Source organism: Aeromonas sp. FDAARGOS 1415 (assembly GCF_019048365.1).
Lineage (GTDB): Bacteria > Pseudomonadota > Gammaproteobacteria > Enterobacterales > Aeromonadaceae > Aeromonas > Aeromonas taiwanensis.
On sequence record NZ_CP077363.1, the window covers coordinates 95716 to 121575 of the forward strand.

Sequence of the window (25860 nt, forward strand, 5' to 3'; positions counted from 1 at the left end):
GTTTCCTTACCGGTTCTTTTCCAAAACGACACTTTTTCCAGAACGACACTAGAAGTTGGCCGGGGTGTGGGCGCTGACGATGCGACAGACCTCCCCCGACGGATTGCTGAAACTGTGGGGTTCGCCTGTGTCTATCACATAGCTGTCCCCGGCGCTGAGCGCGTAGGTCTGGCCGGCCAGGGTCAGCAGCACCGACCCTTCCAGCACGGTGCCGACCTCCTCCCCCAGGTGTTTGACCTGGCCCCCGGTGTCCGTGCCCGGGGCATAGGTCTCCAGCATGAAGCCGAGCTGGCGACGGTTGTTGCCGTTGTGCACCAGCTTCATGGAGACCCCCTGACTGCCCAGCTCGATGAGCTGATCCGCCTTGATCACCACGCTCGGCGTCTGCTGCTCCTCGGCGAAGAAGCGCGACAGCGGCAGCGCGTAGACACTCAGCAGCTTCTGCAGGGAAGCCACCGAGGGGCTCACCTTGTTCTGCTCTATCATGCAGATGGCGCCGTGGGTCAGGCCGCTCAGCTCGGCCGCCCGGCGCTGGGAGAGCCCGAGGCCCCGGCGGATCTGGGCGAGACGCTCCCCCATGCTCTTGTCCATCTCTTTGTCAGCCAAGGGGTTATCCGTCATGGTCCGCCACTGGACCTCTCCATGGGGTTGCTGCATCGTCCATCTCCTTAATTGCCATTCGAATACCTGGTGACGGTTGGTTAAAATAGTGCATCAACGCCGATGCCCTGTTCACTATCCTGCACAACCCCATCCGTTCATTATTTTGCACACCCGAGACGACATAAAACGCAACAATCGCTCAATTAGCCTCATTTCTAGCATGCCAGCCCCCGTACACTCAAATATATTTAACACTTGAAAAACATTTCGGCTCAATTTATGGTCGTCATGTGCTTATTATTCTATACGGCGTGTCCACCGGACGAGTGAACCGCCCTGACCCACAATCGAGGCTTCCCATGTCAGCATCACAACCTGCTCTCTCCTTGATCAAATCCCTTGCCTATGTCGATGGCCGCTGGTGCGAGGCCCGTGGCGGACACCGGTTCGAGGTTCTGAACCCGGCGACCGGCCAGGTCATCACCCAGGTACCGGACATGGACGGGGAAGACACCCGCGCCGCCATCGCGGCGGCCCACCAGGCGCAGCCCGCCTGGGCGGCCCTCACCGCCAAGGGGCGCAGCAGCAAGCTCTACGCCTGGTTCGAGCTCATCATGGCCAATCAGGAGGAGCTGGCCCGCATCATGACCTGCGAGCAGGGCAAGCCGCTGGCCGAAGCCAAGGGAGAGGTGGCCTATGGCGCCAGCTTCATCCAGTGGTTCAGTGAGGAGGGCAAGCGTGCCTATGGCCGCACCATTCCCGGCTTCTCCGGTGATCGGCGCCTGGCCACCATCAAGCAGCCGGTGGGGGTCGTGGCCGCCATCACCCCCTGGAACTTCCCCATCGCCATGATCACCCGCAAGGCGGGCCCGGCGCTGGCCGCCGGTTGCACCATCGTCATCAAGCCAGCCGCCGAGACGCCCCTCAGCGCCCTGGCACTGGCGGCCCTCGCGGAGCAGGCGGGCATCCCTGCCGGGGTCATCAACATCATCACCTCTCACCAGGCGAGCGCGGTGGGCGACGAGCTGTGCAACAACAAGACGGTGCGCAAGCTCTCCTTCACCGGTTCGACCCGCATCGGCAAGCTCCTGATGCGCCAGTGCGCCGACACCATGAAGCGCCTCTCCCTGGAGCTCGGCGGCAACGCCCCCTTCATCGTCTTTGACGATGCGGATCTGGACGCAGCCGTGGCCGGGGCACTCGCCTCCAAGTACCGCAATGCCGGCCAGACCTGTGTCTGCGCCAACCGCATCCTGGTGCAATCGAGTGTCTATGACGCCTTCGCCGACAAGCTGGCGGCCGCGGTGCGTGGTTTCAAGGTCGGGGATGGCATGGGGGAAGGCACCCAGATAGGCCCCCTCATCAACCCGGCCGCCGCCGACAAGGTGGCCAGCCTGGTCAAGCAGGCCGAGGCAGCCGGTGCCCGGGTGCTGGTGGGCGGCAGCCCCCACCCCGCCGGCCCCCTCTTCTATCACCCCACCATCCTGACCGGGGTCGAGCAGGGCAACCCCATCCTGGACGAGGAGATCTTCGGACCCGTCGCCCCCCTGGTGCGCTTCGAGACCGAGGCCGAGGCCATCGCGCTGGCCAACGACACCCCCTATGGCCTGGCCGCCTACTTCTATGGCCGCGACGTGGCCAGGGTGTGGCGCGTGGCGGAGCAGCTCGAGTACGGCATGGTGGGTATCAACGAGGGGATCATCTCAACCGAGCTGGCGCCCTTTGGCGGCATCAAGGAGTCGGGCCTGGGCCGCGAAGGGGCGGCTGAAGGGCTGGAGGAGTATCTGGAGACCAAATACCTCTGCTTTGGCGGCATTCGCTAAGGCACGCGGGGCAGTCAGGAGCACCTGACCACCCCTTCGTTTTATCGACAGCAAGGGGGGCGCACCGGCCACCGTCAGAGGTCATCAGACCCGACAGCACGCCGACTGCGCCCCCCACCGGACATGCCGCCCTGCCCATGGCAGGCAGCGGATGCAATTGATAGCCAGATGGCACAGGAATATCGGGGCACATGCCCTTCAGGGAGGAAAAATGAGTCATTCAAGCAACAACCAGAGCTGGCAGGCCCGCCGTGAAGCGGCCGTAGTCCAGGGCGTCGGCACCCTGTTGCCGGTCTTCATCGATCGGGCGCAGAACGCCGAGCTGTGGGACGTGGAGGGCAACCGCTACATCGATTTCGCCTCCGGCATCGCCGTGCTCAACACCGGCCACAACCATCCGAAAGTGGTGGCGGCGGTGCGCGCCCAGCTGGAGAAGTTCAGCCACACCTGCTTCCAGGTCACCCCCTACTCCGGCTACATCGAGCTGGCGGAGAAACTGAACGACCTGGTGCCCGGCCCCACGCCGAAGCGCACCCTGTTCCTTTCTACCGGCGCCGAGGCGGTGGAAAACGCCATCAAGATCGCCCGTGCCCACACCGGCCGTAGCGGCACCATCGCCTTCAAGGGAGGCTTCCACGGCCGCACCATGATGGGCATGGCGCTCACCGGCAAGGTGGTTCCCTACAAGACCGGCTTCGGCCCCTTCCCGGGCGAGGTCTATCACCTTCCCTTCCCCGCCGATTACCTGGGAGTGAGCGAGGCGGACGCCCTGGCCGCGCTGGATCTCTGCTTCAGCGCCGACATCGAACCCGCCCGGGTCGCCGCCATCATCATCGAGCCGGTGCAGGGCGAGGGTGGCTTCTATGCCGCTTCCCCGAGCTTCCTGCAGCGCCTGCGCCAGATCTGCGATCAGCACGGCATCCTGCTCATCTGTGACGAGATCCAGACCGGTTTCTGTCGCACCGGCAAGACCTTCGCCACCGAATACAGCGGTGTCGAACCGGACATCATGACCCTCGCCAAGAGCCTGGCCGGCGGCTTCCCCCTCTCCGCCGTGGTCGGCAAGGCCGACATCATGAACTCGGCCAAGCCGGGTGGCCTCGGTGGCACCTATGCCGGGTCCCCCATCGCCTGCGCCGCTGCCCTGGCAGTGCTGGAGGTGATCGAGGAGGAGCGTCTGAACCAGAAAGCCCAGGCCCAGGGCGAGCAGATCAAGACCCGTCTGCTCCAGCTGGCCGAGCGGTTTGACTGCATCGGCAACATCCGTGGCCCGGGTGCCATGGTGGCCATGGAGCTGGTCAAGGAGCGGGATGCCACCAGGCCGGATCCGGACCTCACCAAGCGGCTGGTAGCCGAGGCGGGCAAGCGGGGCCTGGTCCTGCTGGCCTGCGGTGTGCGCGGGAACGTCATCCGTTTCCTCGCCCCCCTGACCGCACCGGCGGCCATCGTCGACGAGGGGCTCGATCTGCTCGAGCAATCCCTGTTGGCATCCCTGGCCTGATACGGAAGAAAGCGTTCGCTTATTTGTGCAAAAAAATGCGTTTTTGCTCCCTTGATATGCTTGTCAAGGGGGCAACACGAATGCACAATGCGCCGCCGTATTCAAGGACCGCCCGCTCATCGGAGCCCGGTTCTTTTTTTGCGCCAAACAAATCCATAACGAGGCCGGAACCGACCGGAAATGATAGCGAGATGGACAGCCATCTCACGACACCCGCTTCTTAGTGAGGAACACCATGGGGCATATCACCGCTTTACTGCCGGCCCTCGCCGGTCAGCGCCATCCAGCCGAACAAGGGCATGGCGCCCCCTCTGCACAGCATGACATCTCCGTCAGCCTGATCCCGTCGGTCCGTTTCGAGGGGAACCCATAATGACTGCGCAACCCACCGCTCTGAAGAAAAGCCTGAAACTCTGGCACGTGGTCATCATGGGGCTGGCCTACCTCACCCCCATGGCGGTGTTCGACACCTTCGGCATCGTCACCGAGATCACCGAAGGCCATGTGCCCACCGCCTACCTGTTCGCCCTCATCGGCATGCTGTTCACCGCCATGAGCTACGGCCATCTGGTACGCAAGTTCCCCTCGGCGGGTTCCGCCTACACCTATGCCCAGAAGGTGTTCCACCCCTATGTCGGCTTCATGGTGGGCTGGGTCTCCCTGCTCGACTACATGTTCATGCCGATGATCAACATGCTGCTGGCCAAGATCTACATGGAGGCCCTGTTCCCGAACGTGGAGCCCTGGACCTACATCTTCGCCCTGGCCGCCGTGATGACGGCACTGAACCTGCGCGGCATCAAGCTGGTGGCGAACTTCAACAGCCTGATCGTCATGATGCAGTTCAGCATCATCGCCGTCTTCATCGGGCTTATCGCCTGGGGCGTCTACAACGGTGAGGGCATGGGAACCGTGGCCAGCAGCCGTCCCTTCTTCTCCGAGCAGATGCACATCAACCCCCTGCTGACCGGCGCCTCCATCCTGTGCCTGTCGTTCCTGGGTTTTGATGCCATCAGCACCCTGTCGGAAGAGACCCCGGACGCGGATCGCGTGATCCCCCGCGCCATCGTGCTGACCGCGCTGATCGGCGGCGTGCTGTTCGTCACTACCTCCTACTTCCTGCAGCTGTTCTTCCCGGACATCTCCCGCTTCCAGCAGCCGGATGCGGTCCTGCCCGAAATCGCCCTCTATGTGGGAGGCACCCTGTTCCAGGCGGTGGTACTGGTGTGCACCACGGTGGCGGTGCTGGCCTCCGGCCTGGCCTCCCACGCCGGCGTGTCGCGTCTGCTCTACGTGATGGGGCGGGATCGCGCCCTGCCTGCCCGCTTCTTCTCCTACGTCCATCCCAAGTGGCAGACTCCGGCGCTCAACGTGCTGCTGGTGGGTACCCTGGCCCTCTCCGCCGTGTCGTTTGACCTGGAGATCGCCCTGGCCCTGATCAACTTCGGCGCCCTGGTGGCCTTCACCTTCGTCAACCTGGCGGTGATTGCCCACTTCTACGTGAAGCTCGGCCACAACAAGACCCTCAAGGATCACCTGCTGTTCCTGCTGCTGCCCCTGTGCGGAGCCGCCTGCATCGGCGTGCTATGGCTCAATCTGGAACCCGCCTCCTTCGAGCTGGGGCTGGTCTGGGCGGCGCTCGGCGCCCTCTACCTGCTGCTGCGCCTGACCGTCTTCCGGGTCCGGCTCGGCCGCCCCGAGAGCGACGCCTCCTGATCCCTCCCCTGGAGCCCGCCCCATGCGGGCTCCAGCCTTTTTCCGCCCGCCAGTCCATCCGCCCCTCTGGTGAGTATCTTGTCATTTTTCCCAGGATCTGGCTGCGAAGTGACTGCTTGCACTGGAAACAAAATCCCTTCTGACGGCCTTTTTCGCTTGTCTCCTCCCCCCCCTGAGGGCACAATACGGCGCCCTTTGAGAGCCGATGTTGTTGCGACATCGGTTCTTTGCTTTTTAAGGGGCACACCACCATCCACCAAGAGGCCGGACCTTGTGCCGGAATTGATACCGAGATTGCCAAACAATCTCCCGACGTTGTGAGGAAAAACATGGGGCATTTCACTGCTTTCCTGCCGGTCCCCGCCGGCGTGCGCCATCCGTCTGTCACCCAGACCGGCGCCCCCTGTGTCCAGCGAGGCCTGCGCGCTTCCCTGATCCCGTCCGATCTCGCCCCCGTGGCCTGTGCAGAGGAGAAAGCGTGATGGCCGGTGCCAAGCTGCTCAAGACGCTCACCCTGTTCCAGGTGGTGGTGATGGGTCTGGCGTACCTCACCCCCATGGCGGTGTTCGATACCTTTGCCATCGTCGGCGACATCACTGACGGCCGCGTGGCCACTGCCTATCTGCTGGCGCTGGGCGGCATCCTGCTGACCGCCTTCAGCTACGGCCACCTGGTGCGCCGCTTCCCCTCCGCGGGTTCTGCCTATACCTACGCCCAGAAGGTGTTCAACCCCTACGTCGGTTTCATGGTCGGCTGGTCTTCCCTGCTCGACTACATGTTCATGCCGATGATCAACATCCTGCTGGCCAAGATCTACCTGACCGCCATGTTCCCGAACGTCGATCCCTGGATCTTCATCTTCGGCCTGGTCACCGTGATGACCTTCCTGAACCTGCGCGGCATCAAGCTGGTGGCAAACTTCAACGGCGCCATCGTCTTCATCCAGATCGCCATCATCATCACCTTCCTCGGCCTCATCGCCTGGGGTCTGAGCCAGGGTGAGGGTGCCGGCACCCTGATAAGCAGCCGTCCGTTCCACGTGGAGTCCGCCAGCATGCTGCCGCTGTTTACTGGCGCCACCATCCTCTGCTTCTCCTTCCTGGGCTTCGACGGGCTGAGCTCCCTCTCGGAAGAGACCCCGAACGCCGGCAAGGTGATCCCCAAGGCGATCGTGCTGACTGCCCTCATCGGCGGCATCATCTTCGTGACCGTCTCCTACAGCCTGCAGCTCTACTTCCCGGATCTGGCCCGCTTCAAGGAGCCTGACGCCGTGCTGCCGGAGATCGCCCTCTACGTGGGCGGCACCCTGTTCCAGAGCATCGTGCTGGTGTGCACCACGGTGGCGGTGCTCGCCTCCGGCATGGCCGCCCACGCCGGCGTTTCCCGCATCCTCTACGTGATGGGGCGCGATCGCATGATCCCCGAGCGGGTGTTCGGCTACATCCACCCGACCTGGCGCACCCCGGCCATCAACGTGCTGCTGGTGGGCGCCCTGGCGCTCTCCGCGGTGTCGTTCGATCTGGACATGGCCCTGGCTCTGGTGAACTTCGGCGCCCTGGTGGCCTTCACCTTCGTCAACCTGTCGGTCATCGGCCAGTTCTGGGTCCGCGAGAAGCGCAACAAGAGCCTGAAAGATCACCTGCTCTATCTGGTGCTGCCGCTGCTGGGGGCCGCCACCATAGGCGCCTTGTGGATCAACCTGGAGCAAAGCTCCCTGGAGCTCGGCCTCATCTGGGCGGGGATCGGGGTGGCCTACCTCTTCCTGCGCATCGCGGTGCTGCGCATTCCCTTCCGTCAGTACGAGGAAGCGACCGACGGCCAGTAAGCGGCCAACGATACGCCAAGCAAAAGGGGAGCCCATGGGCTCCCCTTTTTACATCCACGCCCTCTTGCGGCGCATTCGTCGGTCCGGCGGCTCAGTATGCGCCGCTGTGGCGCAGCACGGCTCTGCCCGCCGCCTGGGCCGGATCGTCCACGACGTTTTCCACCCGCTGCCTGGTGTTCTTCGCCTTGCGATAGGCATCGTCCACCCCGGTGGCCTGGGCCGCCTTGCGCTTGGCGTAGTCCCCCGGGTTGTCGACCGCATCCTCCACCCGCTGCCTGGTGTTCTTCGCCTTGCGATAGGCGTCGTCCACCCCGGTGGCCTGGGCGGCCTTGCGCTTGGCGTAGTCCCCCGGGTTGTCGACGGCATGCTCGACCCGCTGCTTGGTGCTGGCCGCCGAACAGCGGCTGTTGACCCCGGTCGCGCTGTTGACGGCCGAGCCGATGGCTACGTCCTTGGCGCTGCAACCGGAAGAGAGGAGGTTGGCCTGGGCCGGGAGGGCGCAGAAGGCCAGGGGGAGGAGGAGAAGGGACCAGGGTTTCATGACGACATGCTTCATGACAGACTCACCATTGCTAATGACATGGCGCCGCAGTCTACTCTCCCGGGTCGAACCCTGGCACCGGATAGCACCTTTATGTCCTTTTGGCTCCTCTTTTCCCGTTTGCTCCGTCAATTTCTAGCGCGACCTCTGGCCCAGCCGCCGGCTGCCCAACAGAAAGGGAGCCATTGGCTCCCTTTCTTGCGTCGCACGGCGTGCCGCCTCGGCCCGGAATGGCCGACACCCGGCTCAGCCCTTGGTGACCACGGCGGTGGCCGCCGACTTGACCGGATCCTTCATCACCTTCTTCACATCCTTGCCGGCGTCCTTGAGGCCATCGGTCTTGTCATCGATCGCTTTGGTGGTGTTCTTCTTCACCTCTTTCACTTCTTTCTTGGCATCCTTGGTCTTCTGATCCACCAGCTTGTCGGTATCACAGCGTCCCTTGACCCCCAGGGTTGCATTGAGGGCCTCGTTCTTGGCCGCCTTCTCGAGATTGCACTCGGCCTGGACGCCGGCAGACAACAATCCGAGGGAAAGACACAGTATCCATGCTCGCATGACAGCACCACTCTCTTTGGTTGAAAGGACAATCGTCAGCATATAACCCTGACGGCCAAGTACAAGCACGATTTCGAACGACGCCCTTGTACCCTCCACACAGGGGGCGAATCCGACAGTTCCTGACCCATTTGGTGGCAGCAAGGAGGCGGTGGCGATCGATCCGCCCATCCCCCTGCCGTCATCAAACCATCATAAAAGTGTCACTTTGTCATATTTCTGTCATAGAGCGCTGCTGTAATGCGCCCGTCCAATTCAACGCAGCACGTCCCAAGAGGCCACATGCACAGCACCGCATCTTCCGCACCACTGCAGCCCCGCCGTACCGGCCCACTGTTCAACTGGCTGGCGGTGATCACGCTGATCTACCTGATCCTGGTCGCCGTTGGCGCCGTCTCCCACGGCTTCAAGGGCTTCTCCGGCGGCGCCGAGGGTGCGGCCCAGATCTTCGCCTTCGCAAACAACCCCTTCGTGGCCTTGCTGCTCGGGATCCTCGCCACCGCCCTGGTGCAATCCTCCAGCACCGTCACCTCGGTGATCGTCGGCCTGGTGGCTGGCGGCCTGCCCATGGGCATGGCCATCCCCATGGTGATGGGCGCCAACCTCGGCACCACCATCACCAACACCATCGTCTCCCTCGGCCATATCCGGGATCGGGGCGAGTTTCGCCGCGCCTTCGCCGCGGCCACGGTACACGACTTCTTCAACCTGCTGGCAGTCTTCATCTTCCTCCCTCTGGAGCTGATGTTCGGCCTGCTGCAAAAGAGCGCCGAGTGGCTGTCCGGCTTGCTGCTGGGCTCCGCCGACATGTCGATGAAGGGGATGGACTTCATGAAACCCCTCATCGAGCCGGCCATGAACATCATCGACAGCGCCGTCGCCTTCCTGCCGGGCAAGGGGCCCGCCATTGCCACCATCGTCATCGGCATCCTGCTGATCCTCGGCTGTGTCACCACCCTCGGCAAGGTGCTGCAGCGGGTCATGGTAGGCCGCGCCAAGGAGCTGCTGCACAAGGCTCTGGGCCACGGCCCCCTGACCGGCATCGCCTCCGGCACTCTGGTCACCGTCATGGTGCAGTCCTCCTCCACCACCACCAGCCTGATGATCCCGCTGGCGGGGAGCGGCCTGTTCAGCACCCGTCAGCTCTACCCCTTCACCCTGGGGGCCAACATCGGCACCACCATCACCGCTCTGCTGGCCGCCACCGCCATCAGCGGCGCCGGTGCCCAGCTGGCGCTGACCATCGCCTTCGTCCACGTGCTGTTCAACCTGTTCGCCGTGACGCTCATCTATGGCCTGCCCTTCCTGCGCGAGCTGCCCATCAAGGCCGCCGAGACCCTGGCCCGGGTCGGCAGCGAGAACAAGCTGCTTGCCCTGGGGTACGTGGCCGGGCTCTTCTTCGCCCTGCCCGCCCTGATGATGGTGGCCGCCAAGTAACGCCCACTGCCACCATGAGGGGGAGGATCTGTCCTCCCCCTGTTCATTTGCCAGTCCGGTCACATCCTGCCCGCCCCGGCTCGCCCTGACGCCCCGGCTGGGATAAGATGCCGTTCTCGCTCTCACAAGGGAAATTCGATGAAATTCATTCTGATCGCGCTGCTGGTCGCCGGTGTCGCCTACTACTTCTTCACCAGCAGCAACAACAAGAAGCTGGCCGCGGAAAACGTGCGCATCGGCGCCCAGTTCCTCGCCGGCAATAAAGACAATCCGCTGGTGACCACCACCGCCTCCGGCCTGCAGTACGAGGTGCTCACCAAGGGCAACGGCACGGTTCACCCCACCGCCACCAGCAAGGTAAAGGTGCACTATGAAGGCAAGCTGCTGGACGGCACCGTGTTCGACAGCTCCATCGCCCGTGGCGAGCCCATCGAGTTTGGCCTCAACCAGGTGATCCCGGGCTGGACCGAAGGGGTACAGCTGATGGTGGAAGGAGAGAAGACCCGCTTCTACATCCCCGCCAACCTGGCCTATGGCGATCGCGCCGCCGGCAAGATCCCGCCGGGCTCCGTCCTTATCTTCGACGTGGAGCTGCTGGGCATTCAGTAAGACCCCGCCCTCTCCTTTTCCCCAGGGCCGGCCACTGCGCCGGCCCTCTCGTTGCCGCCCTCCTCCCCATCACTATCTACCTATAGTGAACAGTGATTACACATCAGCATGGATTGTTAACCTCATGGCGTGAGCAGATAATGACCTCATCGTCAGCGGCACCTCGCCCTGACCCCGGTCTTTGGTACGCCGCGCGTACCTGCACACTGCATAGGGAGTCTCGTCATGGCTATCGCCCCCGTCTGGTTCATCTCTCACGGCGCCCCGGATCTGGTCTTGCGCGACCAGCCAGCCACCCAGTTTCTCAAGCGCCTGCGCCTCGAGGGCATCAAGGGGCTGGTGGTGTTCTCCGCCCACTGGTTCAGCCGCAGCGAGCTGCAGATCAACGTCGAACCCAGCCCGGCCCTGATGTACGACTTCTATGGCTTCCCCGAGCCGCTCTACCATATCCGCTGGCCTGCCAGCAGCCCCCAGTGGCTGCAGGAAGCGGTGAGCGATCAGCTGCTGCTGACCGGCATGCCGGCCACCCCGGTGCGCCGTGAGCTGGACCACGGCGTCTGGTCCCCCCTTTCCCTGATGGATCCTCACAGCGAGATCCCCCTGGTGCAGCTCTCCCTGCCGGCCAGCTTCAGCCCGGATCAGCTGTGGCGGCTGGGGGAGGCCCTGCGGGGCCTGCGCGAACAGGGGATCGGCATCCTCGCCTCCGGCGCCATGACCCACAACCTGCGCGCGCTCGGACCGGACGGCGCCCCGGTTCCCCAGTGGGCGAGCCAGTTCGCCCGCTGGATGGAACAGGCCATGAGCGAGGGGGACAAGGGGGCGCTGGAAGATTACCGCGCCCGGGCCCCCGGGGCAGTGGAATCCCACCCCCACGACGATCACCTGCGACCGCTGTTCGTGGCGCTGGGAGCGGCAGGGCAGGACAGGCCGGAAAAACTGCACGACAGCTGGGACTACGGCAGCCTCTACATGGGGGCCTACCGGTTCGGTTGAGCGGGTGGCACGGCCACGGCGCCCGGACGGCGGTCAATCCGCCCTCCGGGCCTCTTTTATGGGAATACACGCCAAATAAGGGACTCGTTATAGTCGTTTTCCGGTAGAATGGCCGCCTTTGAACAAGACCTGGCAAGGATGGCTGTCACGTCGGATGGCATGATGAACCTCTTTCGAACACTGATCCTGCTCTGCCTGCTGTGCCTGCAACCGGCCCTGGCCCTGACCCTCCATAGCCGTCACGCCCCCGAGAGCCTCCCGCCCCGCTGGACCCAGGCCGAGCAGGCGTGGCTGCGACAGACCCCCCAACTGCGGGTCGGCATCCTGCGCCACGACTATCGCCCGTTCAGCATGATCCTCGCCCGGCAGCGTGTGGAGGGGCTCACCGCCGACTATCTCGACGTGCTGGCCAGAACCCTGCAAAAACCCCTGGCGCTGCGCGCCTTCCCCGACAAGGAAAGCCTGCTCGATGCCCTGCGCCGCGGGGAGATCCACCTTGCCAGCGTTGGCAACCTCACGCTGGCGGACACCGATGCTGCCGGTATCCGGCTGAGCGTCCCCTATTTCAGCTCGCCTCTCGTCTTCTCGGCTCCCAAAGCCCGTCAGGGGCCCCTGTTCGCGCCGGGTCAGCGCGTCGCGGCAGTCCAGGGGCAGATCGACACGGCACGCTTCAAGCGCTACTACCCCACCCTCACCCTGGAGACCTACCCCTCCAACATGGAAGCCTTCGACGCCGTCTTCTTCGGCCGTCAGGACATCTTGCTGGGGGACGCCCATGCCATGCACTTCCTCAACAGCGAGCGCTTCGACTACCTGCGCCAGCGTGGGGAGGCCCCGCCCGAGCTCGCGCCGGCAGATTTTCGCTTCGCGATGCAGGCCGGCGAGCCTGTGCTGTCAGCCCTGGTCGACAAGAGTCTGGAGGGGATCGACATCGGGATCCGCAATGCCATCTTCACCCAGTGGAACGGGCCCATTCGCGACATGAACGACAGGAATGGCGAGATCTATGACGCCGCCGAGCGGGCCTGGATGCGCCAGGCCCCCCCCGTCAAGGTGTGGCTGATGGACAATCTCTACCCCTATGGTGCCCTGGATCACGACGGCCAGCTGGTCGGCATGACGGTCGACATGCTGGCCAAGGTGAGCACACGCACCGGCCTCACCTTCGAGTTCGTGAGCGCAGACTCCGAACGCCAACTGGCAGAAGCCCTGCGGTCAGGCACCATCGATCTCATTGGTGCCATCTCCCAGCAGGTGGCCGAGCGCTACGGACTGCTCACCTCCATTCCCTACGCCACCGACAACATCTATGTGATCCTCACTCGCCAGGAGGAGCACGCCATCGACTCCCTCCAGACCCTGGCGGGCAGGACGGTGGCGATGACGCGCCACACCCCGCTCGCAGAGAGGCTCACTGGCAGCAAGATCACTCTGGTGGAGAGTGCCGCCCAGGCGATGGATGCGCTCGATTGGGGGCGACTGGACGCCGCCATCGTGCCGCTCTACTTCGCCCGTCACGCGCTGGAGAACGATCCCCGGGCCCGGCTGCGCATCGCCGGCCCCGCCGATGACGAGCCGATCCGGATGGGATTTGCCAGCCTGCCGGAGCACGACATGCTGATGGGGATCCTCGACAAGACTCTGCTCGCCATTCCCCCCAACGAGCTGGCCATGCTGCGCTACGAGTGGCGCAACCGCAAACTGCCGGTGCCCGGCTTCATGGAGCGCCACGCCCACGTTTTCTACCTGGTGTTTGTCGTGCTGCTCTCCCTGGCGCTGGCGCTGCTCTACCGCAACCGCATGCTCAACCGCCTCGCCCACACCGAGCAGGCCTCCCGCCAGCAGCTGGAGGCCCATGTCCGCTTTATCCGGGCGCTTGGGGAGAGCCTGCCCCACCCCATCGTCGTGCGGGACAAGAGCGGCAAGGTGCTGCTGTGCAACAGCAAGTACCTGACCCAGCTCGGCGCAGAGCCGGACGCCGTCATGGGCCAGCCCTTCGCCCGGGGGCTGGAGGGGGTGCTCGATGCCCGCAGCATCGCCAGACTCGAACAAGACTTTGCCGAGGTGTTGCGGGAGGGGCAGCCCGTCTTTGCCGATCGCCTCTTCAACCGGCAGGGGGAGCAGACCGACATCTATCACTGGATGGTGCCCTACTTCGATGGCGACGGGGTCATCAGCGGGGTGATCGATGGCTGGATAGACATCACGGACCGCAAGCGACTGGAGGAGGCGCTGCGCCAGGCCAAGCTCCAGGCCGACAGCGCCAGCCGCGCCAAGAGCGACTTCCTCGCCACCCTGAGCCACGAGATCCGCACCCCCATGAACGCCATTCTCGGCATGCTGGAGCTCGCCACCGAGGATCCCGCCCTCAGCCGCCGCAGCGGCGAGTGGCTGCGCATCGCCGCAGACTCCGCCAACGGCCTGCTGGATCTGCTCGGAGACAGCCTCGACATCGCCAGCATAGAGGCGGGCCAGATGACCCTGACGCCGGTGCCATGCGAGCTCACGCCGCTGCTGCAGTCGGTGACCCGGGTATTCGCGGGCATGGCCGGGCAGAAGGGGCTGGCCTATGACGTGAGGTTGCCCGAACCGCCCCTGCCGAGGGTGATGATCGACCCCCTTCGCCTGCGCCAGATCCTCTTCAACCTGATCGGCAACGCCATCAAGTTCACCGAGCAGGGCCAGGTGAGCATCGCGGCCACCCTGGCCGGTGCACCGGCCGAGCCCGTGCTGCACCTCATCATCGCCGACACCGGGGCCGGCATTGCGCCAGACAAGCTGCCCCGGCTGTTCACCCCCTTCTACCGCGCACACACCCAGGGCCACATCCCGGGTAGTGGCCTGGGCCTCAACATCGCCCGCATCCTGTGCCAGCTGATGGGGGGAGAGATAAACGTCCACAGCCGGGTCGGCGAAGGCACCCGGCTCGCGATCAGCCTGCCCCTGACACTGGCGGAGCACGCCCCGCTGCCTGCCAGGGCAGCGATTCCGACTTCCCTGACGCCACCGGCCCGGCTGCGCATCCTGGTGGTGGATGACAACCACGCCAACCAGACCCTGCTGCGCCAGCAGCTCAAGCACCTGGGGCACGACGTCAGCGTGCGCGCCAACGGGCTGGAGGCCCTGCGCGCCCTCACCAGTCATCCCTTCGATCTCGTCATCACCGACTGCCAGATGCCGGTCATGGATGGCTTCGAGCTGACGCGCAACCTGCGTGCCCGTGGCCATGAGCTGCCCGTCTGGGGGTTCACCGCTCACGCCCAGCCCCGTGAGCGGGAGCTCTGCCTGGCCGCCGGCATGAACGACTGCCTGTTCAAGCCCATCGGCCTCGCCCGCCTGCGGGCGGCACTAGCCACCCTGGCTCATCGGCCCTGACTGGCCACCGGCTGATAGCCAGGGCGCATTGGCGCTGGCTATCAGCCCGGCAAGCGCCCAATAAAAAAGACAGCCCGTGGCTGTCTTTTTTATTGGCTGGCGCGTCCTCAGTAGAAGATCCGCTCCCCTCGCTCGCTCATCTTGAGCCACACCGGCTTGGTGCTGGTCTTGTTCCAGATACGGTGCAGGTAGCTGTAGAAACGGGCGCGATCGCTGCGAAACAGCATCACCGGGAAGGCGAGCAGACCCGCCATCAGCACGAAGATGCGGCGAAGGATTATCTGAGTCAGGGAGAAGGGATGAAACATGATATGACGCCTCACTGGTAAGACCACCGAGCAAAGATTACGCCACAAATTGTAGGATTACTACACCCATGAGGCCATTTTTTTGGAAAAAAACGGTCTTAAAGCCAGAAAATGAAAATGGGTTACATTTTTTAACCAAAAAACAACAAGCGTAGCAAAATGCGGCGGCTGGACCAGAGTTAACGGAGGAAGCACAGACAGGGGGAACAGGATGAAACTCGCGGATGTGGCGATCCTGAGCGTACTGGGGCTGCTCGCCTGGTCACAATGGCAGGAGTGGCAGCTCAATCGCGAGGACGCCATCGACATCGCCTATCATGGCACGCCTTCCCCCAGCCTGTGGCAGTGCGCACTGCTGACCCAGCGGATGACCGCCCTGGCCGAACACGGCGGTGAGCTGGCGTTTCAGTTCCGGGGGGAGGCGCTGACCGACATGGAGCACTATCTGCGCAAGGAGTGGCAACGACAGGGATGCGGACAGCTCACCGGGTCGCAATGACAGTGGCGATACAGGGAAAAACCGATTGAGTTATCGTCGATGACGAATGACAAAACAGGGAGAAGATGGAGGCACGTTCCGGAGTCGAACCGGACTAAACGGATTTGCAATCCGCTGCATAACCGCTTTGCTAACGCGCCATGCTGACAAGGCCTGAGCCTTGAGAGTGATGTCCATGGTTGGTGCCATGGAGAATTGGAGCGGGAAACGAGACTCGAACTCGCGACCCCGACCTTGGCAAGGTCGTGCTCTACCAACTGAGCTATTCCCGCATTACTGCTTGCGTGCCAGTTGCCTGACAACGAGGCGCATTATACGTACCCCGAGCCCGGGCACAACCCTTTTTTATGACTTTGTTCGCTTTTCAAAACTGTTTGCTCAGGCTTTAGACGTCTTGGTCGAAAATCCCCCCATTCCCTGTGACCCGACGAGCGAATTTCAGATAAAGCCATTGAAATAGTTAGCCTTTAGTCAGAAACTCATCGCGCTTAGTAACCGGATTCTCAATTGAAAATCACGCGATGAAATGGATCTTCAGGCCTCGTGGGCTCCGACCGCAGCTGATGCTGGCTTTCTTCATGTTGGGCCTGGTGCCCTTCCTGGTCGTCACCCTGTTTTTCCTCTATAGCCACGGCAAGGATCTCACCACCCAGACATCCAACCACCTGGTCTCCGTGCGCAATATCAAGAAGAGCCAGCTAGAAGATTACTTCGGCAACCTCAAAGAGCAGATCATCAACTTCTCCCAGCAGGATTTTGCCGGCAACAGTATCGGCCGTTTCTACGGCTTCACCGGTGCCTTCGAGAAGCTCGGCACCACGCCGCAGGAGGCACGTGCCCGCGCCCAGGCCCGCTATGTACCCGGCTCCTGGGACAAGCTGCAGCAACCGGACAGCCAGGTCAACATCGAGCCCTCCATCAGTGCTCTCATCCTCGCGGACGAGATGTATGGCCGTGTCCACCAGCGTTTTCACCGCGGCTACGCCGACATGGTGCGCAAGTCCAACTACAGCGACATCTTCCTGGTCGACCTCAACGGCGACGTGGTCTATTCGGTCACCAAACACGCCAACTTCGCCACCAACCTGCTCTCCGGCCCCTACCAGTCCAGCGGGCTTGGCAACACCTTCGCCAAGATCAAGCGCCGCCTCGACGGTGGCCAGAAGCCGCAGCAGATCTTCGAGTTCACCGATTTTGGCCGCAACGAGCTGACCGGCCAGGTCGTCGCCTACCTGGCCGCCCCCGTGATGCAATACGACTACGTGCGCGGCGTGGTCATCTTCGAGCTGCTGCCGGACAAGCTCAACCAGATCATGGCGGAGCGGGAGGGGCTCGGGGAGACCGGCGAGACCATCCTCATCGGCCCGGACAAGCGGATGCGCGCCAACGCCTCCCTCGCCCCCGGCTTCAGCGTGGAGAACAGCTTCACCCCGGACTTCCGGCCGCTGCAGACGCCGCTCATCATCAAGGCCCTCTCCGGCGAGCAGGGGGTCGGGCAGTTTCTCTCCTACCACGAGGACGAGGTACTGGCCGCCTACACCCAGGTGAAGGTGTTCGATACCGAATGGGCCTTCATCGCCGAGATCTCCACCCGGGAAGCCTATGCCCCCATTCGCCAGCTCGAAGCCCTGGTGGTCCTGCTGGGTGCGGCCTCCCTACTGCTGCTGACCCTCTTCTCCCGCTGGCTCTCCCACTCCATCACGGCGCCGCTGCGATCCCTCACCGCCGCCGCGGAGCAGGTGGCCGACGGCGCCCTGGATCACCCCATCGCCATCGATCGCACGGACGACGACATCGATCGGCTGGCCCAGGCATTTCGCCACATGCAGCGCTCGGTGAAGGAGAAGATCGAGCTCATCGAGCGCCAGACCCAGGAGCTGCAGCAGCAGGTCAAGCTGACCCACAAGCAGAACCTCAGCCTGCAGCAGGCGGACAAGCTCAAGGACGAACTGCTGGCCAACACCTCCCACGAGCTGCGCACCCCCATCCACGGCATCAAGGGCATGGCGGAGTCCATGCTCGCCAGCCAGCAGGATCTCACCGAGGGGCAGCAAAAGCAGCTCGGCCTCATCATCAAGAGCGCGGACGGCCTGGCGCGCCTCGTGGACGATCTGCTGGACTACCACCAGATGCGCTACGGCCAGCTGGAGATCCACCCCCAGCCCGTCTCCTCCAAGGGGGTCATCCGGCTGGTGCTGGATCTCTGCCAGCACCTGGTGCAGGCCAAGCCCCTCACCCTGGTGGACATCAGCCCGGCCGAACTGCCGCCGGTGCTGGCGGACGAGCAGCGCCTCGAACAGGTGCTCTACAACCTGGTGGGCAACGCCATCAAGTACACCCCCCAGGGCAAGGTGGTGCTGAGCGCCCTGGTGGAGGGCAACTTCCTACGCATCAAGGTGACCGACACCGGCATCGGCATCGCCCGGGATCACCTGGAGCACATCTTCGAGCCTCTGGTTCAGATGAGCCCGGAGGTCAGCAAACAGGGGGCCGGCCTCGGCCTCTCCATCACCCGCCAGCTGGTGCATCTCATGGGGGGCGAACTGTTCGTGGAGAGCGAACCGAGCGTCGGCTCCACCTTCGCCTTCACCCTGCCGCTTGCCAGCGGCAAGGCGGGCACCCTGACCCTGGACAGCCGCCAGATGGAGATCCAGCTGGTGCGCCAGCAGCCCCTCACCCTGCCGGACTGGGAGAGCGAGGATCTGCCGCCTCCGCCACCCGGCGCCCCCCTCATCCTGGTGGTGGATGACGAACCCATCAACCTGCACATACTGCGCCACCTGCTGCAGCCCTGCGGCTACCGCATCCTGCCGAGCAGCGACGGCCACGACGCCCTCGCCAAGCTGGCCCAGGAGCCGGTCGATCTCATCCTGCTGGACGTGATGATGCCGACCCTCTCCGGCTTCGACGTCTGCCGCCGGCTGCGCCAGCAGCACCCCAAGGAGACGCTGCCGGTGCTGCTGCTCACCGCCCTCAACCAGCCCAAGGATATCGAGGAGGGTTTCAACGCCGGGGCCAACGACTACCTGGTGAAACCCTTCTGCAAGGAGGAGCTGTTTGCCCGGGTCAGGGCCCTGCTGGAGGCGAGCGCCGGTCGCGCCTCCCTGGTGGAGAACCGATTGCTCAAGCAGGAGATAGAGCACCGCCTGATGTTGCAGGAGCAGTTGCATCAGGACCAGGAGCGGCTGCTGGCCCTGCTCGGGGAAGGGGCCGACCCCATGGTCTTCATCGACGGCCAGGGCGTGGTGCTGTTCGCTTCCCGGGCGCTGGCCCGTCTGCTGGGTCAGGAGCCCGAAGCCATGGAGGGGCAGCCACTGGACGAGTGGCTGGCCAGCCCGCTGGCCCAGCAGTGGCCCGACATGACGGCGCGCCCGGAGCAGGATCTGGACTTCCTGGTGGCGGGTCAGAAAGATGGCCTCAATGCCCGCGCCCTGCCCATCAACCTGGCCGGGCAGCACGCCTTTGCGCTGACCCTCAGCACCGAGCAACGCCAGGATGACAACCGGGTGATGGCGCTGGAAAACGCCCTCAAGAGCCTGTCACGCCAGGCCATCATCGAGGATGGTCAACTGCTCGGGGAGCTGAGCCGGTTGGGGGGAGAGTTCAGATCGCTCGCGGACAACCTCATCCGCCAGCAGGATGACGAGCCCCTGCGCCGGGCCCTGGTGGATACTATGCGGCTCACCCTGGACACCTGGCAGCAGAGCACCGGCAAGGGCAAGATAGTGCTGGCGGAGAAGAGCAAGCTGTGGCGCGTCTACATGGACAGGTCCAGCCCCCAGACCCGCACCCTCGACAAGTACCTGAGCCTGGATACCCTGCCCAAGGCCCCGCGCTGGAAGACGGTGGTGGCCAGCGCAGAGTACGTCCTCAGGCAGTGCCCCCTGAGCGAGGCACAGCAGCAGAGTCTGCACCAGAGCACCCAGCGGCTGCGCCAGCTCGCGAGCCGCAAGGGCTGAATGGCAAACGCCCTGATGCTCTCAGGGCGCGGTCATCAAGGGGTCTGACACAGGGCGGGATCGAACACGCTCTTCCAGTCCTGCTTCATGTCCACCAGGGTCCAGCCATATTTGGTCGCCTCCGTCAGCCCCTTGACCAGGGTGCCGCTGCTCGGGGGATGGCCGTCATAGGCATACTCCCGTTTCGCGTCCGTGTGATGCACGATGAGGCCGAAGGTCTTGAAGCCGGGCTGGGTGGAGGTGTATTGCAGCATGGGCACATCGCCGTCGCTGTTGCCAAAGGCCCCCACCGGCCGCTGCCCCATGAAGAGGTGGATGGCGGCGGGCTTGGCGGCCTCGTCGTCGAAGTAGGCCCCCTTCATCGTCTTGGTGATGGCTGAGCCATCCGCCGTCAAGGCATAGTCGGACAGCGCGAAGGAGCCGATGACCTGCTCCGGCGGGATGCCGTACATCTCTTGCGCGAACACCCTCATGAAGTCGATGCCGCCACCGGACACTATCCAGGTCTTGAAGCCGTTCGCCCGCAGATACTCCAGCAACTGCCTCATGGGCAGGTAGCCCAGCTTGTCATAGCCACAGCCAAAGCGGGGATGCTTGCTCGTGTCCAGCCAGTGGCGCACCCGCTGCGCATAGTCGTCCGTGCTCATGCCGCTGTGCGTCAACGCCACCAGCTTGGTCAGCCCCGGTTTGCCCGCCTTGACCAGCCCGGCCAGATCGTCGGCCAGGACCAGCTTGACGATGGGATCGTCTTTCCACTCCGGGTGCTCGGGAGCGAGTCGCTTGATCACGTCGAGGGCGAATTGCAGCTGGAACGTCAATGGGGCTTCCGGCCAGAGGGTCCCGTCGTTGTCGAAGACCACATAGCGTTTGCTGACCGGGATAAAGGTCTTGGAGCCTTCCGTCGTGGCGCCCTTGACCCAGGCCTCGATCGCCTTCTTGGGCGCCGTGTCTTGCCAGGCGGCAAGGGGGTTGGCCGTGCCTTGTTCGCTGGCGCCCGCACAGGTGCTCACGAGCAGGGCAACAAGCAGAGGGTTGAGTTTCATCTAATTCTCCTTATGTGAGGGCGTCAGGTCCGGCAACGGGACGGGACGCCAGAATCGGGCAACCGCGAGGCGGGCAAACTGCCAGCCACGCAGCAGCGAATGACGGGCGAAGAAGCCCGCCACCGCCAGGATGGCCAGGCCTCCCAGCATAGACAGGTAGCGCCAGAGGTGAGAGGTGGTGCCGGCCCGCAGTTCGGCCTCTCGACCGGCCGCACGCGGCCCCTGTATCTCGTAGTCGGCCCCCGGCAGCTCGGCCGACTGCCAGCGCTGCGCCGAGGTATCCCACCACCTCAGGGTCAAGGGCGGCAGCACCAGCTTGCCCTGCCGGGTGGGCAGATAGCGCAGGCGCTCCTCCCGCTGGCCACCGCCAAAGTCGCCACGCCCCGAATCCAGCAGGCTGTTGACGGGGGGCAGTCGCTGGCTGTCCTGACCGGGAATGGCGTACAGCAGTTGCGGGATCTGGGACGGCACGACCCCTTCGGCCTTGACCGTCACCTGCCGCTCGATGGCATCCCCCACATGCAGCTCGTCCCCCTCCCCGCTGCGGTAGAGCACCAGCTTCTGGCTCAGGGTCAGGGCGCTGGCCGGCAGGAAGCGGTCCGGTTGTTTGACGTCCGGGGGCCAGGCCACGGGTCGCTCGACGGCGGGCAGGGAGGCGGTGTGGGGGGCTTGCCCCGCCGATGAGAGGGTCACCTCCAGCGCCGGCAGGCTCAGCGTGCCGGGATCCCAGGCGGAAACCAGCCTTTCCATCCGCACGCCGCTCCAGCTCTTGCCATCCTGCTGGCGCGTCAACAGCTGGTTCGGCAGGGGCGTGGTCAGCAGGGCGCCGTTTCTCACCACCTGGTCAGGCCATTCGGGAGGTGGGTTGAACCAGGAGTCAGTCCAGAAGGTGACGGTGAATCGCCCCTACTTTCCTAGACACCCCAAGAGCCTCAAACTGAGGTCATTCAGGAGGTGTTATGAGCAAACAGCAACGTTACACGGAAGAATTCAAATTGGCCGCCGTCAAGCAAGTGACTGAGCGGAATTACCCAGTGGCAGAGGTTGCTGAGCGGCTTGGTGTTTCCAGCCATAGTCTTTACGCCTGGATCAGGCGCTACAGCCAACCCGACGTGCAGCAACAGCATGACTCCAGCCAGCAAGCCGAAATTAGGCGCCTCAAGGCTGAACTGCGCCGCGTCACCGATGAGCGAGATATCTTAAAAAAGGCCGCCGCGTACTTTGCCAAGCTGTCAGGGTAAGGTACGCCTTCATCCGGGAGCACGCGTCCACATATCCCATCCGCAGACTGTGTCGAATGATGAATGTCCACCCGAGCGGTTATTACGCCTGGCAGCTCCAGCCTTTATCTGCCCGAGCCCTGGAAGACCAACGCCTCCTGGGCCAGATCAAGCAATGTTGGCTAGAAAGCGGGGGCGTCTATGGTTATCGTAAGATCCGGGATGACCTGCGAGAGATGGGAGAGACCTGCGGGAAACACCGGGTGGCGCGATTAATGCGTCATGAGGGTTTACGTTCACAAACCGGTTATCGTCGCCGTCCCGGTCATTATGGTGGCCAGCCGGCAGTGGTTGCACCGAATCATCTTGAGCGCCAGTTCGATGTGACTGAGCCAAATAAGGTCTGGGTAACGGACATCACTTATATCCGAACCCATGAAGGCTGGCTCTATCTGGCCGCAGTATTGGATTTGTTTTCACGACAAGTCATTGGTTGGTCAATGAGGCCAAGGATCGACCGAGAGCTAGCCATCAGCGCGTTACTGATGGCGGTGTGGCGACGGCGACCTGAGCAGGAAGTGTTGGTTCATTCCGACCAAGGTAGCCAGTTTAGCAGCTATGACTGGCAGGATTTTTTGCGGGAGCACCGGCTCAAGGCCAGCATGAGCAGACGTGGTAACTGTCATGATAACGCGGTGGCGGAGAGTTTCTTCCAGCTCCTAAAACGCGAGCGGATCCGACGTAAAACCTATGCGGATCGCGAGGAGGCCCGGCGGGATGTGTTCGATTACATTGAAATGTTTTACAACCCCAAGCGTCGGCACAGTTTCAACAACGGGCTATCGCCAGTAGAGTGTGAAAAGCAATATTTCGAACGGCTCAAAAGTGTCTAGAGAAGCCGGGGCGATTCAAGTCGAACGATAGTGGAAACCACAATGCTCCGCTCCATACGCGATACCGCTTCCATTCCAATCTGCAGCCGTTCAGCGACTTCCTATTGGGTCATTCGCCGTTGTTGGCGTTGATAAGCAATGATTCTGCTCACCGCTTTGGCTGACGCTCCCTGCACGGGGCACCTCCAGCAGAAGACGAAAAACGCCTCAACTGAGTGTCCAGATTTAGTTGACCACTACAGAGGGGCCGCTGGCCCTCTCTTGGTTTAGTTAAACTGAAAGGAGTAATGACGATGATCTGTCCAAAGAAGTGCTATCAAGGAGTAGAGCAGCCAACACCAATTGGCACACTGGATGGCATACCATAAAAAATAAAAAATGAAAAAACCCAACCTAATCAATAGGTTGGGTTTGGTATGTGGCGGAGAGACAGGGATTCGAACCCTGGGTGGCATTGCTGCCACAATTGATTTCGAGTCAATCCCGTTCGGCCACTCCGGCATCTCTCCACGGGCCCTCATATTGACTCAACCCAAGCCGGGAAATCAACGTAAATCTCGTTGCAGATCAGACAACTGGCGATAAAAACGCCACCCTTCCACACCTTGCGCCCCTCCCCTGCTCACGCCGACCACATGGCAAACATGATCCGCAGTGTCAGTAGCAGTCACTGGGCAGGGAGCCATGACGCGGCTTCCCATGGGCCGTCATTCCCGGCAACACGGGTTCTTCGCTACAACGCTGATGCAAACTGCCGCCATCCCACCCGGCAGACCCGGGTGCGAGGCTGGTAATCCCCGGACGATTGGTTGACAATCCCAGCTCATTTTTTGGGAAGGAGGGCTTCCCTCACCCACTGTCGATAGGAAGAACCATGTTCAATACACGTATCGTCTCACTGCTGCTGGCCGCCGTCAGCCTCTGGGCCGCGCCGGCCTGGTCCAAAACCTATCCCCTGCCGCCCGCCGACAGCCGGCTCATCGGCGAGCTGGAAGATTACATAGTCCAGCCGGGCGATCATCTGGAGCTCGTGGGCAAATATACCCAGATCGGTTTTCTGGCCCTGCTCGAGGCCAACCCCGGCGTCGACCCCTATCTGCCCAAACCGGGCACCCGGCTGACCCTGCCGACCCAGATGCTGCTGCCCGACGTGCCGCGGGAAGGCATCGTCATCAACCTGCCAGAGCTGCGCCTCTACTATTTCCCCAAGGGCAAAAACGAGGTCATGGTGCTGCCCATCGGCATCGGGGACATCGGGCGCGAGACGCCGGAGATGACCACCACCGTCATCGCGAAGAATCCCAACCCGACCTGGGTGCCCGGCCCCATGGTGCGCAAATCCTGGCTGGAGCAGAAGGGGATCGATTTGCCCGCCGTGGTACCGCCCGGCCCGGACAACCCCCTCGGCAAGTTCGCCATGCGCCTGGGCTATGGCAACAAGGATTACCTCATTCACGGCACCAACAAGGACTTCGGGGTCGGCCTGCGGGTCAGCGCCGGTTGCATCCGGCTGCGCCCGGATGACATCGAGATGCTGTTCGGCCTGGTGCCGGTCGGCACGCCGGTGCGGGTGATCAACCAGCCGGTCAAGATGGCAGTGGAGCCCGATGGACGCCGCTGGCTGGAGGTGCACTCCCCTCTCTCCCGTACCGAAGACGAACTCGAAAATGGCGCCCCCCTGATCCTGCCACCGGCCGTCGAGCAATTTATCAGCGCGCCCGAGGTTACCCAGGCCGACGTCACCGCCACACTGGACAGCAAGAATGGACTACCCCGCCCTATCAGCGGCTAAGTACCGGAGTCATCATCGCTCATGAGATACCTGCTTCTTCTGTTTATCCTGGCAAGCCCGCTGACGTGGGCCAAGGACATTCTCTGGATGCGCAACGGCGATCGTCTGACGGGCACCATAGAAGAGATCACTCCAGAGTCGGTGCGTATTGCCCTCCCCTACAGCCAGGCAGTAACGGTCAAACGGGAAGCAGTCAAACGCTGGCGACTGGAAAAGCAGGACAAGCCCAAGGCCACGGCCAAGGGGGGAATATCGCTGTTTCAGGCTGAGGGGGACGAGGGCAACGCCTGGCTCTGGACCGGCAATGGCGACCTGAACATCAAGCTCAAGAAGAATGAAACCCGCACCAACGACATCAACATCAAGGGCAAGACGGAGGTCGCCAATCTCGACTGGCGTTACAGCTTGTCAGGGGAATACAACTACGAAACCGCCAATGGCGAGACCGACAGCCACGACTATACCGTCAACCCGACCCTGGACTATTTCTTCAACGATCACTGGTTTGTTCGCAATTCTCTCAATGCCGAATACAACATGCTCGATGAAAACTATCTCCAGCTCGATTTCAGCTCCGGTCCCGGTTACCGCTTCTGGAATGACAAGCGCAGGCGACTGGAACTGATTGCCCAAGCAGGTGTCCAGCGCGCCTATTTTCGCGATGGCGGCTGGGCAGGATTGCTTCTGTTTGATTCGCGCATCATCAGCTACCCCATCGGCAGTCTGAGTTGGGATTATCGCCAGCCATTCTCGCTCTGGCGGCAGCAGTTCGAGCTGTTCAGCAAGGGCAGTTATCTGAAATACCTGTCACAGCAGTCCCCCTATCTCACCCTGGATCAGGACATCAATGGCAGCCTAGGACTACGCTACTACTTCAACGACAACGTTCGCCTCTCCTGGTCGAGCGAACTCGACTGGCAAGATGGGGAGTTCCATTTTGAGGGGGCAGGGCAGAGTCTCAAGGAGAGCGAGGTCCGCCATCTGATCAGCCTGGGTGCCAGTTTTTGAACCAGTGACCAGTCACATGCAAAGGGGAGTCATAGCGGCTCCTCTTTTTCATTAATAGGCGCGATGTTCTCCAGGGTCAGATGCAAGCTTCAATCGCGGCATGCAGTGCTATCTCACCAGCTCACAACCTTATCAAAAGAAAACCGGCTAGCTGCGA

The 25860-nt window shown here is 62.9% G+C and carries 20 protein-coding genes, 3 tRNA genes and 1 pseudogene; 14 read left to right on the forward strand and 10 right to left on the reverse strand.

Annotation, left to right across the window (positions count from 1 at the left end; translation table 11 throughout):
- Positions 1-48 precede the first annotated feature (48 nt).
- Positions 49-657 (reverse strand): HTH-type transcriptional regulator PuuR, encoded by a 609-nt coding sequence (puuR, locus tag I6L45_RS00450; RefSeq protein WP_216983136.1) that lies wholly within the window; start codon positions 655-657, stop codon positions 49-51.
- A gap of 305 nt (positions 658-962) precedes the next feature.
- Between puuR and I6L45_RS00455 the strand changes: the two genes are divergently transcribed.
- The 5 genes from I6L45_RS00455 (at position 963) to I6L45_RS00475 (ending at position 7468) form a co-directional block, all read left to right on the forward strand.
- Positions 963-2426: an NAD-dependent succinate-semialdehyde dehydrogenase gene (locus I6L45_RS00455; RefSeq protein WP_216983137.1), complete on the forward strand. Its 1464-nt coding sequence runs from the start codon at positions 963-965 to the stop codon at positions 2424-2426.
- A 211-nt stretch (positions 2427-2637) separates the two neighbouring features.
- Positions 2638-3927: a 4-aminobutyrate--2-oxoglutarate transaminase gene (gene gabT, locus I6L45_RS00460; RefSeq protein ID WP_043758985.1), complete on the forward strand. Its 1290-nt coding sequence runs from the start codon at positions 2638-2640 to the stop codon at positions 3925-3927.
- 372 nt (positions 3928-4299) lie between these two features.
- Positions 4300-5643, forward strand: coding sequence for an APC family permease (locus I6L45_RS00465; RefSeq protein ID WP_043758983.1), 1344 nt, complete (start codon positions 4300-4302; stop codon positions 5641-5643).
- A 329-nt stretch (positions 5644-5972) separates the two neighbouring features.
- Entirely contained in the window at positions 5973-6125 is a 153-nt protein-coding gene (locus I6L45_RS00470) for a hypothetical protein (protein WP_167332219.1), read from the forward strand.
- Positions 6125-7468 carry an APC family permease gene (locus I6L45_RS00475; protein WP_216983138.1) on the forward strand — a complete coding sequence of 448 codons (1344 nt, stop codon included), beginning with the start codon at positions 6125-6127 and terminating at the stop codon, positions 7466-7468. The genes I6L45_RS00470 and I6L45_RS00475 overlap by 1 nt, the downstream gene beginning before the upstream one ends.
- 91 nt (positions 7469-7559) lie before the next feature.
- Here I6L45_RS00475 and I6L45_RS00480 read toward each other — a convergent pair whose 3' ends face one another.
- Together I6L45_RS00480 and I6L45_RS00485 are read right to left on the reverse strand one after the other, a co-directional pair.
- Positions 7560-8024 carry a hypothetical protein gene (locus I6L45_RS00480; protein ID WP_134695846.1) on the reverse strand — a complete coding sequence of 155 codons (465 nt, stop codon included), beginning with the start codon at positions 8022-8024 and terminating at the stop codon, positions 7560-7562.
- A 231-nt stretch (positions 8025-8255) separates the two neighbouring features.
- Positions 8256-8567: a hypothetical protein gene (locus I6L45_RS00485; RefSeq protein WP_216983139.1), complete on the reverse strand. Its 312-nt coding sequence runs from the start codon at positions 8565-8567 to the stop codon at positions 8256-8258.
- 282 nt (positions 8568-8849) lie between these two features.
- Here I6L45_RS00485 and I6L45_RS00490 point away from each other — a divergent pair, with 282 nt between their 5' ends.
- The 4 genes from I6L45_RS00490 to I6L45_RS00505 all read left to right on the forward strand — a co-directional run bounded on the left by I6L45_RS00490 (position 8850) and on the right by I6L45_RS00505 (position 14981).
- Complete coding sequence (locus tag I6L45_RS00490) at positions 8850-10004, forward strand: Na/Pi symporter (protein ID WP_216983140.1); 1155 nt, start codon at positions 8850-8852, stop codon at positions 10002-10004.
- A 138-nt stretch (positions 10005-10142) separates the two neighbouring features.
- Positions 10143-10613 (forward strand): FKBP-type peptidyl-prolyl cis-trans isomerase, encoded by a 471-nt coding sequence (locus tag I6L45_RS00495; protein WP_216983141.1) that lies wholly within the window; start codon positions 10143-10145, stop codon positions 10611-10613.
- A gap of 225 nt (positions 10614-10838) precedes the next feature.
- Entirely contained in the window at positions 10839-11606 is a 768-nt protein-coding gene (locus tag I6L45_RS00500; RefSeq protein ID WP_216983142.1) for a class III extradiol ring-cleavage dioxygenase, read from the forward strand.
- 162 nt (positions 11607-11768) lie between these two features.
- On the forward strand, positions 11769-14981 hold the full coding sequence (locus I6L45_RS00505; protein WP_216983143.1) for a transporter substrate-binding domain-containing protein: 3213 nt from the start codon (positions 11769-11771) through the stop codon (positions 14979-14981).
- Between the two features lie 107 nt (positions 14982-15088).
- Here the strand turns inward: I6L45_RS00505 and I6L45_RS00510 are convergent, their stop codons facing one another.
- On the reverse strand, positions 15089-15289 hold the full coding sequence (locus I6L45_RS00510) for a YbfA family protein (RefSeq protein ID WP_043758971.1): 201 nt from the start codon (positions 15287-15289) through the stop codon (positions 15089-15091).
- 211 nt (positions 15290-15500) lie between these two features.
- Between I6L45_RS00510 and I6L45_RS00515 the strand changes: the two genes are divergently transcribed.
- A complete protein-coding gene (locus I6L45_RS00515) occupies positions 15501-15788 on the forward strand; it encodes a hypothetical protein (RefSeq protein ID WP_216983144.1) in 288 nt (95 codons plus the stop codon).
- A gap of 66 nt (positions 15789-15854) precedes the next feature.
- Here I6L45_RS00515 and I6L45_RS00520 read toward each other — a convergent pair.
- A tRNA-Cys gene (locus I6L45_RS00520) sits at positions 15855-15928 on the reverse strand.
- Between the two features lie 56 nt (positions 15929-15984).
- A tRNA-Gly gene (locus I6L45_RS00525) sits at positions 15985-16060 on the reverse strand.
- Between the two features lie 249 nt (positions 16061-16309).
- Here I6L45_RS00525 and I6L45_RS00530 point away from each other — a divergent pair.
- A complete protein-coding gene (locus I6L45_RS00530; RefSeq protein ID WP_216983145.1) occupies positions 16310-19747 on the forward strand; it encodes a response regulator in 3438 nt (1145 codons plus the stop codon).
- A 35-nt stretch (positions 19748-19782) separates the two neighbouring features.
- Here the strand turns inward: I6L45_RS00530 and I6L45_RS00535 are convergent, their stop codons facing one another.
- Both I6L45_RS00535 and I6L45_RS00540 read right to left on the reverse strand, forming a co-directional pair.
- Positions 19783-20790: an HAD family phosphatase gene (locus tag I6L45_RS00535; RefSeq protein ID WP_216983146.1), complete on the reverse strand. Its 1008-nt coding sequence runs from the start codon at positions 20788-20790 to the stop codon at positions 19783-19785.
- Positions 20791-21630 (reverse strand): BatD family protein, encoded by an 840-nt coding sequence (locus I6L45_RS00540; protein ID WP_216983147.1) that lies wholly within the window; start codon positions 21628-21630, stop codon positions 20791-20793.
- A 119-nt stretch (positions 21631-21749) separates the two neighbouring features.
- Between I6L45_RS00540 and I6L45_RS00545 the strand changes: the two genes are divergently transcribed.
- A protein-coding gene (locus tag I6L45_RS00545; RefSeq protein WP_216982260.1) for an IS3 family transposase occupies positions 21750-22903 on the forward strand; the annotation gives its coding sequence in 2 pieces (ribosomal slippage) (positions 21750-21987 and positions 21987-22903; 1155 coding nt in all).
- A 17-nt stretch (positions 22904-22920) separates the two neighbouring features.
- Here I6L45_RS00545 and I6L45_RS20085 read toward each other — a convergent pair.
- Both I6L45_RS20085 and I6L45_RS00550 read right to left on the reverse strand, forming a co-directional pair.
- Positions 22921-23079 (reverse strand): annotated as a pseudogene (locus I6L45_RS20085) (helix-turn-helix domain-containing protein); the annotation flags it as partial.
- Between the two features lie 243 nt (positions 23080-23322).
- Positions 23323-23412, reverse strand: a tRNA-Ser gene (locus I6L45_RS00550).
- A 365-nt stretch (positions 23413-23777) separates the two neighbouring features.
- Here I6L45_RS00550 and I6L45_RS00555 point away from each other — a divergent pair.
- Complete coding sequence (locus I6L45_RS00555; RefSeq protein ID WP_216983148.1) at positions 23778-24695, forward strand: L,D-transpeptidase family protein; 918 nt, start codon at positions 23778-23780, stop codon at positions 24693-24695.
- Positions 24696-24716: 21 nt separating this feature from the next.
- Positions 24717-25703, forward strand: coding sequence for a DUF481 domain-containing protein (locus tag I6L45_RS00560; protein WP_216983149.1), 987 nt, complete (start codon positions 24717-24719; stop codon positions 25701-25703).
- Positions 25704-25860 lie beyond the last annotated feature (157 nt).